This window comes from Paenibacillus sp. NPDC101420 (assembly GCF_050277435.1).
Taxonomy (GTDB): domain Bacteria; phylum Bacillota; class Bacilli; order Paenibacillales; family Paenibacillaceae; genus Paenibacillus_AQ.
In genome coordinates this window covers 367591-381867 of the sequence record NZ_JBNNSE010000002.1, presented here as the reverse complement: position 1 = coordinate 381867, position 14277 = coordinate 367591, and the positions used below count along the sequence as shown (strand labels likewise).

General features: G+C 41.6%; 12 protein-coding genes. All 12 read right to left on the bottom strand.

Annotation, left to right across the window (positions count from 1 at the left end):
• Window positions 1-17: 17 nt before the first annotated feature.
• The 12 genes from ACQKMP_RS10490 to spoIIAA all read right to left on the bottom strand — a co-directional run bounded on the left by ACQKMP_RS10490 (window position 18) and on the right by spoIIAA (window position 14187).
• Window positions 18-239: a hypothetical protein gene (locus ACQKMP_RS10490; protein ID WP_042190339.1), complete on the bottom strand. Its 222-nt coding sequence runs from the start codon at window positions 237-239 to the stop codon at window positions 18-20.
• Between the two features lie 18 nt (window positions 240-257).
• On the bottom strand, window positions 258-2261 hold the full coding sequence (locus ACQKMP_RS10485; protein ID WP_427469350.1) for an FtsX-like permease family protein: 2004 nt from the start codon (window positions 2259-2261) through the stop codon (window positions 258-260).
• Window positions 2251-3018, bottom strand: a complete 768-nt coding sequence (locus ACQKMP_RS10480) for an ABC transporter ATP-binding protein (RefSeq protein WP_427469349.1) — start codon at window positions 3016-3018, stop codon at window positions 2251-2253. Before ACQKMP_RS10480 ends, ACQKMP_RS10485 begins: the two co-directional genes overlap by 11 nt.
• 136 nt (window positions 3019-3154) lie before the next feature.
• Entirely contained in the window at window positions 3155-4561 is a 1407-nt protein-coding gene (locus ACQKMP_RS10475) for an MFS transporter (RefSeq protein ID WP_427469348.1), read from the bottom strand.
• 191 nt (window positions 4562-4752) lie between these two features.
• Window positions 4753-5757 carry a helix-turn-helix transcriptional regulator gene (locus tag ACQKMP_RS10470; protein ID WP_427469347.1) on the bottom strand — a complete coding sequence of 335 codons (1005 nt, stop codon included), beginning with the start codon at window positions 5755-5757 and terminating at the stop codon, window positions 4753-4755.
• A gap of 193 nt (window positions 5758-5950) precedes the next feature.
• Window positions 5951-7036, bottom strand: coding sequence for a chemotaxis-specific protein-glutamate methyltransferase CheB (gene cheB / locus ACQKMP_RS10465; protein WP_427469346.1), 1086 nt, complete (start codon window positions 7034-7036; stop codon window positions 5951-5953).
• A 41-nt stretch (window positions 7037-7077) separates the two neighbouring features.
• Entirely contained in the window at window positions 7078-8676 is a 1599-nt protein-coding gene (locus ACQKMP_RS10460; protein ID WP_427469345.1) for a HAMP domain-containing methyl-accepting chemotaxis protein, read from the bottom strand.
• A gap of 204 nt (window positions 8677-8880) precedes the next feature.
• Window positions 8881-9543, bottom strand: a complete 663-nt coding sequence (locus ACQKMP_RS10455; protein WP_427469344.1) for a response regulator transcription factor — start codon at window positions 9541-9543, stop codon at window positions 8881-8883.
• A gap of 40 nt (window positions 9544-9583) precedes the next feature.
• Window positions 9584-12517 (bottom strand): PAS domain S-box protein, encoded by a 2934-nt coding sequence (locus tag ACQKMP_RS10450; protein ID WP_427469343.1) that lies wholly within the window; start codon window positions 12515-12517, stop codon window positions 9584-9586.
• A gap of 97 nt (window positions 12518-12614) precedes the next feature.
• On the bottom strand, window positions 12615-13370 hold the full coding sequence (gene sigF, locus ACQKMP_RS10445) for an RNA polymerase sporulation sigma factor SigF (protein WP_042129724.1): 756 nt from the start codon (window positions 13368-13370) through the stop codon (window positions 12615-12617).
• An 11-nt stretch (window positions 13371-13381) separates the two neighbouring features.
• Window positions 13382-13837, bottom strand: coding sequence for an anti-sigma F factor (gene spoIIAB / locus ACQKMP_RS10440; protein WP_042129726.1), 456 nt, complete (start codon window positions 13835-13837; stop codon window positions 13382-13384).
• Window positions 13834-14187: an anti-sigma F factor antagonist gene (spoIIAA, locus tag ACQKMP_RS10435; RefSeq protein ID WP_042129729.1), complete on the bottom strand. Its 354-nt coding sequence runs from the start codon at window positions 14185-14187 to the stop codon at window positions 13834-13836. The genes spoIIAB and spoIIAA overlap by 4 nt, the downstream gene beginning before the upstream one ends.
• Window positions 14188-14277 lie beyond the last annotated feature (90 nt).

Here is a 14277-nt window from a genome sequence, read left to right as displayed (position 1 = left end):
TTTCTGTTAATTTTATATCATCTAGTATATTCATTATACTCATCGGTGTTATTTAATTTTTTGTACATATACTCATCATTTTTAAGCTTATAGAGCTGCCCCATCCCAGCAAATACGAAAAACAGCACCAAAATTAATCCATACGCATAGGTGAATTCACCAATATAAAAGCAAGTGACTATCGCAACAAGGGTCAAGATCATTAATGCGACTGCAATTCTGGAAAAAATCTTTTTCAAATGGAATCCCCCTACGTTTTATTTGTTAATATTATCATAATTGGAATTAAATTTACATCTTGTATTATTCGTTGTGGGAACATCAAGCAGTTCGATATGTGCTAGCATATTGCGTGTGTATATTTTGGTGTATATACGATAAATGAGGACTTGTAATAAAAGATACGCTCCACCTACCAACAAACAAAACCACATCGGCTCCAGAGCTGTAGACATTTCAACCCTGGAAGAACTAACAACATAAAAAGAAGACAATGCAATACCTAATGCATACGGGAGAAAAAACAGCACTTTTAAAGGGCCGCCTATAATGCGAGCCACGTCCTTAGAAGTAATTCCAATCTTGTTCAGCTTCCTGAATTTGATCCTCTCACGCTCTAAATCGGTCTGAATACTGAAATGCAGCACTATCCCGGAGGCGCCGAAAAATATTAAACCAACAAATGAAATTACGAAGATTCCAAATCGGCCAGACTCCTGTAACTGTAGATAGTCACTTATTCTAGACTTCGTAGAGAATACGAGAGCTTCGTGCCGTTCATTGCCATACCAGGACTCTGTATTGTCTTTGTTATATTTGGCTAAAGCGGCATTTAACTTAGCATCTATATCCACAGTTTTTTTCCAATCCATAAAATTCAGGAGCTGAAGGTTACCGATCGCTTTTTTATTTTCCGCTTTCAGCGCCATATAGTCCTCTTCGTTTACAATAACATGAAGACCATTCATAAGATTCGGCACAGGGTTAAATAGCATTTTAAAAATAAGTCCTTGTGAGTACAACGTATGATTCCCGGAAGAAAGCTTCATTTCGAAGGTGGGCATCTCTGGTCTTTGATTCTTCCATTCTTCTCCTCGAGCAACTAAGGCAAGATTAAGAAAGTGATCTTTCTCCACATGATAATCACTGCCGATTAATGTGTTGATGTTTTGATCCAAAAATACCTTGAAATTGAACAAATCAATGTATTCAAGCGTTTGGTGTGAAATCAGCGGTGTAGCACCATGATCCGTGATTTCGCTGAGTGTCTCAGATGGAAGGCTATTTTTCCCGAATACTTCTGCATAGGCAATATCATAAGGGTTGTTTTTCACAGGAATATTCTCAGCATCCCAGGTAATATAAAAGATAATACCGCTTAGAGAAATTGTTATGAAGACGAGGAAGGTGATAAGAGAAAGCACTATTTTGGAGCGACCAAGGGTATAGTTCAAATCGGAGCTAAACATTAAATGCTTGTGATAGGCTCTGCTTGATCGCGATATAAAAAGTTTCATCCAGTCCCCAAGTCCTGACAGCAGCAAATAGACACCCACCATACTTACTCCCAGATTGATTAACATCATACGGGCATCATCAGGACTGTAATGAGTAATCATATCATAAACGGAGATCCCAAGTAGTACGACTCCGATGATCCCTGTGATTTTACCATGAAGAAGGCTACGTTCTGCGGTTCTGGATTCTTTTAGAAGGCGTACAATGTTGTATCTCAGCGTTAATATTAATTGGATTCCAATCACAGCTATGTAAATAATCCCGAAGAATTTAATGGTATACAGATAACTTTCCAGCGTAAGTGAAAAAGAACTGCCCCCTATATTAACAAACAACGAGATGATGAAGAAGAAAAGACCGGAGAAGACCGTCCCTGCACCTAAACCCGTGAGAATCGAAGCTAATGCAATCAAGCTATTTTCTAACAAAATAATTTTACGGATATTGTGGCTCGTCATTCCAAGAACCATTAACAGCCCAAAGTCGCTTTTTCTAAATTTCAAAAAAGCCATTTGCGCATATACAATAAATAGAACAGCAAACACTCTCATAACCAAGAAAGGAGCATATAAATTACCAGACACCATTCCATTCACTTGATAGGGGTCATTAAAATCAGGGTTTATATACAGGGAGTAAAAGGCGAAAAAGACCATAATCGTAAAGCTGCTGCATAGGAAAAATAACAAGTACCTTCTAAGGTTCGCCTTAAACATCTGAATAGCCATTCTCCTAAAGGTCATCTTCTCCCCCTCCAATGAAGGCCAGACTCTCCAGAATCCTATCAAAAAATGCTCTCCGTTCTTTATTGTCCCTAGTAATCTCTAATAGAGCCTTCCCATCCTTGATAAAGAGCACGCGATTACAATAGCTGGCCGCAAAAGGATCATGCGTGACCATCACAATTGTTACTCCTTTCAGAGCATTCAGTTTGGCGAAGGTCTTCATTACTATACTTGAGGATTTGGAATCCAAATTCCCCGTCGGCTCATCCGCAAAGATCACCTCCGGATCATTAATAATCGCTCTGCTAATCGCCGCTCGTTGTTGCTGTCCTCCTGAAACCATATACGGATATTTATCCTTCACCTCGCCCAGATCAAAGAGCAATAACGTCTCATCTGTCTTGGTATTGATGTCGTCTACCTCTTGGTCATCCAGAACCATGGGCACCATTATATTTTCCCGTAGGGTCAGGCTATTCAGCAGATTGTAATCTTGAAAAACGAACCCCATTCGCTGCCGGCGAAACAGTGCAAGCTCATTCTTAGACATCTCGCTTATACTAGTCTCTGCAATCCGGACTACCCCACTATATTCCGTGTCGATCCCGCTAAGGATGTTTAGCAGCGTCGTTTTACCACTCCCCGAAGGCCCCATAATCGCAACAAGCTCTCCGCTATCCACACTCAGGCTTATGCCGTTTAGCGCCCGAAACACATTCATTTTGCCCTTGCCTTTATATTCTTTTGAGAGATTCTCTACCTCTAGAATAGGCATGCTCGCACCGTCCCCTTCATAGCTTGGCGGATTAACATTAAATGGAATTATGTTATTCCTGTAAATACTATAAAACTAAGTGAAGAGAACAGTTGTTAGATTCCTCACAGAACAAGAATACTTGATTCCTCCTCTATCATTTCCGCTCTCGCAAGAAACAAAGACAAACAAAACCAGTAAAAGCAAGTCCTCCGATAGCTGCCAGTGAGAAGGAAAACGCCCTTACATAATCCGATAAATCTGCTTCCAAAAGAGAATGCTTCAACGAAGTGGAGAACAAAATACCGATTAGAGCCACCCCTAACGAATTTGCTAAATACATAAATGTAGTGATCAGACCTGATCCTGTGCCCGTAATCCTTGCTGGTACTGAACTGAGCGTGACGTTGACTAATGGTGTAGTAGCCATGCCGAGACCGAAGCCATATATCAATAATATTAAAATATTTCGTGCGCCCAGTAGATGCGTCGCATCCACATTTAGCTCCCATATAAGCAATAAACTAGAGCATCCCATCATCAACGCTCCTATTTTAAGTACTTTCATACTCCATCTTCTGACTATTCGAGACGATCTCAGGGAAGTCAGAAAAAAGCCTATACCTATAGCCAAAAAAACCAAACTCGTATCTTGAACATTATAGTGCAAGCCAAATTGCATATAGTAGCTTAAAACAAAAAAGAAGGAGAACATACCTAGATAAAGGACAAGCACAGTCGCCAGACCTACACTAAATGTTCGATGTCTGAAAATAGACAGATCGACTAATGGACAATTCCCCTGCTTTCCTTTCCGATTTTCAACCCAGATAAAAGTAAACAACACGAATAAAGCTATAATTAGACAGCCTGAGATCCACAATGGCCACCCTTGTTTTTGTCCCTCTGATAACGGATAGATTAGCAGGAACAAACCGATCAGTAGTAGGAAGCTTCCCATCCAATCAATACTGTGCGTTTGCTCGGCCCGTGTTTCAGGAACAATCGGCATTAACAGCAAGACGAGAAGTCCGAAAGGCACATTGAAAAAAAATACCGTTCGCCAACCGAGGTCGAACGGATTCCAATTCACAATAGTGCCTCCGAGAATAAATCCGAAAGCGAATCCAATGCCAATCATTGCACCATAAATACCGAAAACAAGCCCTTTTTCCTTTGGCAGAAAGCTGACCTGAAGTGTAGACAAAACCTGAGGCTGGACAAGCGCAGCTGCCATACCTTGTACGATGCGAATAACAATCAGAAGTGTCGGATCTGAGGTCAAACCACCCAACACTGCCATAATCGTAAATCCACTCACTCCGATAATCAGCATTCGTTTTCTGCCGTATACATCCCCAAGCTTTCCACTAATGATCAACGCCACAGCTAATCCTAGCGAAAATCCGGTGACGATAAGCTGTGCTTCAGAGAAGCTCGCATTCAAGCGATTTTGCATTAATGGAAGGGCGACTTGAATCATATAAGTATTCAATGAAATGAGTAAAGTTGGAAGTAGAATAACCCATAGCGCATACCAACGTCGCGAATCAACTCCTTGCATTGTATTACCACCTCTTTATGAAATCTATGATAATGATTATCAATTAGAATAGTCTTTTTCTCTACCTGTTAAGGGAGGTTTACTCCTTGATAAGGGAGCAAACACAAAAAAACCTCAAGCAGGCAGAATATAGTGTTCGATTCCGAACCCTATGTTCTACTGCTTGAAGCCATCTATAAGTACAAATCCTTCTAGATCCTATTTCGCTCCAAAGTCTGTTGTTCGATACGTTTTAAGTACTCGCTTGGATTGCAGCCATAGTGCTTACGGAAGGTTGTCGTGAAATTGCTGACATTACTATATCCGACCGAAACGGCTGTTTTTCCTATATTCAAACCTTCTACCTCCATGTACCAAAGCGCCTTCTCCATCCGCTTTATACGAACAAGCTCGAAGATCGTCATGCCAAATAACTCACGGAAACCCTTTTTTAGCTTGAATTCATTGATGCCTACCCGCTTGGCTAACTCACGTATGGACAGCGGTTGTTCGAAATGGATTTGCACCAACTCATGTACCCGCTTTAGATTTATAATATCATCAGGCCGGAACGTCATACTCCCGCTCATAGAGCCGTAACCATCGGACTCCCCAAATAAAGCGATAAATTCAAGCGCTTTGCTCTCCATATATAATCGTCTCAATGTTCCATGATATGTACAATGGATCATTTCAAAGACACATTTTCGAATCGCCGCAGTGTCAGGATAACGGTCAATATTTCCACGATGATGTTTAAGCCAGTTCTCCATCTGTTGTTTCTCCGCTAGATCTCCGGCATAATACAGCAGTTCGCTAGGAGCTAGCCGTATTTCTAACAATTGATTGGGGACACCAGCTTTTTTCTCTTCATACACCTGAACATCCTCTAAAAAAAGAACATTGCCTGTTTGTTTCTCCGTATGACTTTCCTTGCCGTTCCATTCGCAATAGATTTCTCCACTCACGTTATAGCTTAGTTCGAACAACGGACAAGCTTCCTGAATGTAGAGCTTCATATCTTGTTCGTAAGTTATATCCGTATACATGATCTCCATACCTGGACGAATTCGCGTACGAGTAATGCTTCCCTGACCGATATGCGAGGGTATGGTAAGACGTTGTTCCCACTGGTTGTGCTCAACATGCCCTTCTATCCGCTCTGTAAATTGTTCAAAAAGATCATGAATCTCCAAATTCAATATTTTTAAAGCCATCGAAAGCCTCTCCTTCTTCGCCAATACAAATAAAGCCATTCACAACTCAAATGATAATCGTTATCATTTGTAGGTGTCAACATGGAATAAATCTATAGGATTTTTATCCCCACTTGGGATGAAACCCTAGGTTTACATAAAAAAGCGTTGGTGGATTTTCCTCCTACCAACGCCTATGGTAATAATTTATTCATCAAATTTGTTCGTCCAACATCCCCGTAACCTCCATAATCTTCGAGGCTAACAAAAATGAAGGAGCTTCATAATCCACGCACTTGAGCTCAACCGCCGCTTCAGGCATTTCATTTACAATCGAAGTCTCTTGCGACTCTACAAGGGTAGATTGGGCGCCAGCTTGTTTGGCATTCAGCATGCCTCTTGCGCCATCGTTTCCCCTTCCCGTCATTAAAATCAAATGCTGCTTCAAGCTTTTCAGTCCAGAAATCGATTCGAACAATACATCAATGGATGGACGGTATCCGTTCAATGGAGCTTTCTTGTGAAGTTTGATTCTACATACTTGCCCTTGCTGAACTACAGTCATATGACAATTACCAGGTGCAATATATGCCGTTCCTCCAAGTACCAATTGATCATCTTTCGCCTCAACCACCCGTACACTTGAGAATCGATTCAATCGTTCTGCTAATACTTTCGTATACTTGGGTGGCATATGCTGAACGATTAATAAAGGATATGGGAAGTTTGCCGGGAGCGAGCTAATTACGATTTCAAGCGCCTTCGGACCACCAACTCCACATCCTATGGCTACGATTTGATCGAATTCATCCGTACATCCGTTCTTAGAATTGTCTTCTGCCTGTAGTCCTATCATCACTTTCGAAACAGTAATATTGTTAAGGATAAGGGTTCTCAAAGGAATTTGAGCAGCTTGTTTAATTTTGAATATTAGCTCGTCTTTTATTTGGGATAAATCAGGTCCATGGATTTGAGTGGGCTTGGATATAAAGTCCACTGCTCCGTTCTGTAGACCTGTGATGGTTGCTGTTATTCCATCCTTTGACCCCGAGCTTAGGATAAGGATAGGGGTTGGACGTTGTGACATAATACTAGAGAGCGCTACTAAACTATTCAATTCCGGCACTTCTATATCAATCGTCACGACATCAGGCCTGAGTTCTTGAACCATGCTAACCGCTTCGGATGCATTTCGAGCTGCTCCAATGACCTCGATAATTGAATCCTCCGCAATAAGGTTCGAGATCTGTTTATGCATTATTACTGAAGTAGCTACAACGAGCACCTTTAACTTTTGCACTACTTCTCCTCTCCTATCAATGATGATCCCCATGACACGGTTTATTTAACTTTAAAAATAGATACGAGTGCATTTAGTTCCTCCGCAAGCTGTGCTAATGCATTAGCCGTTGTTGCCGTTTCACTACTGCTTGCCGCCATTTCTTCCGTTGCTGCCGATATGCTCTCAATCGAGTACAACACCTCTGATGACTGCGCGGCCTGTTCTTCACTGGCAGCAGCGATTTCTGTTACTTTATGAGCGGTATCGTTCACCATAGAGAGAATATGATCAAAGGCTTCCCCATTTTTTTGTGAAAAAGCTACGCCTTCGACTACCGCATTCACACTTTGGTGTGTATTTTTTTGCATTTCTTTAATTATGTCCGTGACTTGCTTAGTAGCCTCACTGCTCCGCTCTGCTAGCTTTCTTACTTCATTCGCTACAACGGCAAAACCTCGGCCCTGTTCACCTGCACGAGCCGCTTCTATAGCTGCGTTAAGAGCCAGCAAATTTGTCTGTTTTGCAATATCATCAATGACCGCAATGATCTCGCCAATTTTATCTGAGCCTTCTTCTAGTCTAGACATTTGGTTGTTAAGTAACGTCATCCCTTGAATGGAGTCAGTAACCACCGCACCTCCATCCTGAGCAATACGCATCGTATGATCTGACAGTTCTGAGGCTTGCTCTGCACTCTGAGCTACTGAATTAATCGCTTCAGACAATTCTCGGAACAACTCATTCATCGTTTGCGCTGCAGTGGCTTGACTCATACTGCCGCTAGCTACTTCCTCAGTACTTGCTGATATTTGCTGTGCTGCCGCCGAGACACTTTCCGCAGAGGATAAAATCCCCCCCACAGTATGTCTTAAGTTCAGAACCATTTCATTCACAGAATTCGCAAGTTTTCCGATCTCATCCTTAGAATTTAGATTCGAAGTTTCGCTTAAGTCTCCATTGGCTACTTTACCTAGCAGGCGCATCACTTGATTAAGAGGCCGTGCTATAATTTGCGAGATTAGATAGCCAAAACCCACGCTGATTAAAAGTGCAATGATAGTAACACTAAAGGTAATCAACCGAGAGGATTGATATAATTCATTGGCAGTATCACTGGATTCCTGTGCCTGCTTCATATTGATGTCAATTAAACCTTGCAAGAAATCCGTCATCTCTGTAGTGGCCAGCTGTAAATCTCCTGTCAGCAAATAATTCGTATATTCTTCATTACTAATGATCTTCTTATCCAATTCAATTGCATGATCCACGCTGGTGGTATAGCGTTGCCAGATCTCAGGATAATCCTTCATTTTCTCTAATTCTTCTTCTCTCAATCTTGTCTTACTATATTTACTCATGATGTCTTCAATGCTTTGGACATTCTTATGTAATTTATCCCGATATTCTTTTTTCTTCACCTCGGTTTGGGCCATCGTATTTATATCCCGGATGTTTATTCTATTCGTTAAAAAAAGTTCATTCGCTTCACCGAGATAGGCAATCGGTGTTAAGCGATTTTTATACATATCCTCGATGGACTCATCCATCTTACTCAAATTACTTATTCCATAGAATCCTACAAAGCATAAAATGACTGATACCAACACAAATGCTGAGATTAGCTTCACTGCTGTTCTCAAATTATAAAACCATTTCATCCTTCTGCACCTCATTACGTTAGTCAATTTTTAGTAATTCTTAGGAACTATTTCATCATAAACGGTAAGCAGAATATGGTAACCGAAAAAAAATAGCGTGATCACGCAAAATTATTGCGCACCTCCGCAATGAAGCGCAAAACAAAAAATCCCGCCTCACTATCTAGTGATCGGGATTTCAATCTATAGGGTTGTTACGTATTTTCACAATGAATTAGTAAAATCTGATTCCTTCAATATTCCGAGCCGTTTAGCTTTAATAGCCGCTTCAATTCTAGATTTCACATTTAGCTTTTGGAACAAATTCGTTAAACTATATTCTAGTGACCGCTGACTCATAAGCACAATCTCCGCTATTTCCTTATTACTTTTTCCTTTTGCGATTTCCGTCAGCATTTCATGTTCCCTTTTGCTAATCATGGAGGTTGTTTGTTCATCATTGATTTCTAATCCTTTAGGCGGTACTTTTCTTAACTGCTTGACTAAGGTCCGCGGTAGAATGACTTCCCCTCTTAATGCACATCTTACCGCTGTAATCAACTGCTCTCTATTGGTTGTTTTTGAGATAAAACCAAAGATCCCCGATTCGATCATCAGGTTAAATTTGTTAGTAAATTCATATCCGGTGTAGATTAAGATAATCGCATCCGCGTTCATTGTTAATACTTGCTTCGCCAAATCAATCCCATTCACATCCGCGATATGAAGATCAAATAACATTACGTCAAAGGAATGACTACTCACCATTTCAAGCACTTCATTCGCTGAATTAGCTAGAGTAACCTTCATGTCTCCCTCTTGCTCTAATATCATTTTAGTCCCTTCCATAACAGATGGATGATCATCCACTAACAATATTTGAATCATGCCTATGACTACCCCTCTATCCAATTGTTATGCCGCATGATTAATCTGCAGGTATAGATATATTGACCGCTAATCCCTTTTTATCTGGCGATCGGAATACTATTGACCCATCCATACTTCGAACCCTTTCCTTCATCCCATAAATCCCCATACTTGTAAGTGAATCCTCACCAAATAAATTCATTCCGATTCCGTTATCTTTATAATCCAAATGAATATGATTCTCTTCACTAGCTAAGGTGATGTAGACTTCTGTCGCAAAAGAGTGCTTTGCTGCATTAGCTAAAAGCTCTTGCACAATACGGTACAGACCTATAAGCACTTCATCATCTAACTTATGCGTGAACCCTTCAGACTCGAAATAAATCTGATAGTTGGTACGTAGCTGCGTAAATTCAAACAACGTCTCCAGCGAGGAGATAAGACCTTCATTGATTAATGCAGGAGGTCGGAGCTCGTTACAAATAATCCGCAGTTGATAAATAACATCAAGTAAACCTTCTGAGATCTGTTCTAGTTGTTCTCTAAGTTCCCCATTAATGGACCTTTCACCTAAAAGAAAATCCAGCTTACGATACCAGATAATCTGTTCTTGAAGCGCTGAGTCGTGTAAGTCCTGAGCAAGTCTTTTTCGCTCATTCTCGGATAAATTAAACATAAATCGGAGAAGCCATGTAGGAGCCACTTGCTTAGAAGCTGCTAGCTCAAGATCCTTCGTTAAATCTTCGATAAGCAAAAAATGATCAAAGAGAACACTGACATAACGGGTAATCGTCTCAAGCCACACTCGAATAGAGCCGATTTCTAGTAAAAGCGTCTTCTCGTTAATCGATAGCAAGTAGCTTTTTCCTCGGGACTCCCCGATCTTGAGTGAATACCCTTGCTCAGTCTCGATAATTTCACATAATTTATCATGGTTAGATTCAACTGCGATAAATTTTATATTTGATATCTGCAGAGTTTCTCTGACTTCTCTAAGTAACCGCTGCTCCATATGACTAATCTTCATCACACCAAAAAGATCTTGGGAGAACTGATCGAGACTCATTTGCAGGCGAAAATACCGTTCCTCACTCTCTCGAATAATCTGCTCTGTATGTTCTCTGTCCTCATCTGCTTTTTTTCGATCACTAATATCCCTAAATATAGAGATACATGCGACTTTTCCTTTGTACAAAATGGAGCTAGCTGTTACCTCTACATCGATAATCGTTCCATCTGAACGTACGACTTTTTGTTCAATAGGAGCTAAGATCTTATAGGGTTCTTTATAGATCTCTCGCATGCGTTCTTTCGACAGCCGCAGATACTCCGGGTGCGCCCAAATGAAAATATTTTTACCGATCAATTGACTCTCATCGCTAACTCCAAATAATCCAAGACAAGAGAAATTTACATAAACAAACTTATAATCGCTATGCAGAACAACCGCTTCAGGCGACATCTTGATCAGCTGCTGATTGAACTCCTCGCTTTCCCTTAATTCATTTTCCATTTGGACTCTCTTAGTAATGTCTCTTGCTACAATTACGATACTCATTACTTCTCCATCCTCACCTAGAACAGGAGTAGCAAGACATTCTAAATTTAAGATATAACCTTTTGTGTGAATAAAACGATTGTAAAACATCTTGCTTGCTTTTGTCCGAAAAATATTTGATATCTGTTCACGCAAGTTTTCTTGCTCATCTGGATCGATATACTCTAGGATGGTAGTGTCCTTGATTAAACCTACAGGAATACCGATTAGGGTTTCGCAGGAAGGCGAGGCTACAATGAAATTACCTTTTTGATCCAAAACCCCCATCATATCCTTCATGTTATTAATAATAAGTCTATACTCTGCTTCACGCTGTGCTAACTTGTGTTCTACTTCTACTGCTGATGTTATATCTCTAGCAACTACAAAAGCCCCAACTATACGACTATTCACATAAACCGGGATATTTTTCATAGACCAATGGCTCACTGATCCATCCTTACGGGAAGAGGCCACAACATAGTGCTGAGCAGATCCCCGTACTGTTCTTCCGAAATAATCCAACATCCTCGGCATATTCTCTGCTCCAAATAGATTCATGATGGACAAATTCTCTCCGACCATACTTAAAGCTTCTCCAGTAATTTGCTGTGCCGTAGAATTGATTGCCAAAATATTACCTTGCAGATTCACCTCACATACGACGTCTGAGTTATAGTCAAATAAGGATTTATAGCGCTGTTCACTTTTGAGTAAAGCCTCCTTCATTAACTTTCTTTCAGTAATATCTGCCAAGATCCCATCAAGCCGAACTACCGCTTGGGATTCATCCAGACTGGGTATGATTCTGACCTGTAACCATCGAGGCTCACCACTTGCGTGGATGATTCGATATTCACTAAGTTGTGGAATCCCTTGACCAACTGATGATATGATCTCTTGAATCAAGGGGTTTTCTTCCTTATAAGCAATACGAAGCCAAAAATCATCCTCTTTTGCCTGCTCAACGGAATAACCGGTGATATTGAGAATGGCATCCGATATAAATAACACTTTCTTAGATACGTAATCGTAAGACCAAACCGCCACATCTAGATTAGAGAACATCTGTTGATACAAAGAAAATGTGCTCTCTAACTGAATCTGTGCCCTTTTTTGTTCAGTAATGTCCAGCATAATTCCATCTATTCGGCAGACCTTGTTCTCCTTATTTAGGATAGGCGTGCCGATATTTTGAACCCACTTCAGTCCTTCAGTAGGTAGTTGCATCCGATACTCAAGACTACTGATATGACCAGCATTTAATCTTTCCATGTAGGCATCATATCGATCACGATCCACTACATTCACAAGTTCCCGTAAAAAACTAGGGCTGTGCTGTTTAGTCTTACTTGTGCAACCAACCCATTCCTCTAAAATTCTCGACATCGTCAGTAGATTTTCTTCCATATCCATAGACCATGTGATCACATTCTCGTCGCCGAGTGAATGCATATTGAGATCACCTCCACATAAAAAGCCCCCCCTTTTCGGGGCGGCTTTTTGTTCTAATTCGCTATTTTACAAGCGTCATTACATGAATAACTTTATCCTACTGAGCAATCTGCTCACGGATATTCTGCAATATTTTCTTCTCCAGCCGGGATACCTGCACTTGAGAGATCCCTAGACGACTGGCGACCTCCGACTGCGTTTGATCACGATAGTAGCGAAGATAGACAATCAGACGTTCACGTTCACTGAGGCCTCCGATAGCTTCATTTAATGCCAGCTTATCGAACCAACGCTCCTGTGATTCGTCAGCGATTTGATCAATCAGCGTGATCGGATCTCCATCATTCTCAAACACCGTCTCATGGATAGAGGTCGGTGGTTTATTGGCTTCTTGAGCGAATACCACTTCTTCGGGTGTAACCCCTAGCGCTTCCGCAACTTCACCAATCGTAGGCAGACGATCAAGCGTTTTAGACATTTCGTCCTTCATCTTACGAACTTTATTAGCCATTTCCTTAAGGGAACGACTGACCTTCAAGGTGCCATCGTCACGAAGGAAACGCTGAATTTCACCGATAATCATCGGCACCGCATAAGTGGAGAACTTGACCTCATAGCTGAGGTCAAATTTATCAACGGACTTCAGGAGTCCAATGCAACCGATCTGGAACAAATCGTCAGGCTCATACCCGCGGTTCATAAACCGCTGTACTACCGACCAGACCAGTCGGATATTACAGCTTACAAGCGTGTCGCGGGCAAGACTATCTCCGGCCTGACTGAGCGCGATAAGACGTTTGACCTCCGCATCGTCCAAATAGGTCGGCGGAGCTTTTTTTGACTCTGCATCCATGGCTCCAACCCCTAATTGTATAAAGCTTTTTTCGAGACGATGGTTTTCTTCATTGAGATAGAAGTACCGTGTCCCGGTTCACTAGTGACTTCAAATTCATCCATGAAATTCTCCATAATAGTAAAGCCCATGCCCGACCGCTCCAGCTCTGGCTTAGAGGTATACAGCGGCTGTTGCGCCAGCTCCAAATCCTCAATGCCCCGTCCTTGATCCTCAATGGTTAGATGTACCGTTTCGTTGTCCAGCGATGCCGAAATGGTCACAATACCTTCCGGATCACTATCATACCCATGAATAATACAGTTGGTGACCGCTTCCGACACGACTGTCTTCAGATCATTCAGCTCGTCCATCGTAGGATCAAGCCGGGAAACGAACGCCGCTACGACTACACGTGCGAACGATTCGTTCTCCGAGCGTGCAGCGAACTGCACGTTCATGAAGTTACCAGCCTTACTATTTGTCATAACGCAACCTCCAAATCCGAGAGTGCAGTACTCTCGTCGTCATATAGGGGCATGATTTTGAACAGGCCTGACATTTCCAGCAGCCGCTTCACAGGTGCCGTTGCGTCACACACAACCATTTTTCCACCTTTACTGTGGATCAGTTTATACCTTCCCAGAATCACGCCTAGGCCTGAACTGTCCATAAACTGCAGATGCTTAAGACTAAGAACCAAATGCGATACCTGACCACGCATAATCGCTTCATCCATATCCATTCTTACAAAATCGGCTGCGTGATGATCCAACTCCCCTGATAAACGGACAATCAACACACCCCTGTGATGCTCCATCTCCACATGAGAATTCATGCTTGCCACTCTCCTCTTCGTTGCTTTGAAAACTGACCTTGAAAGACAGTACCTATTCCCTTCAAGGACAAGGTTTTCTACGCGGCAAAT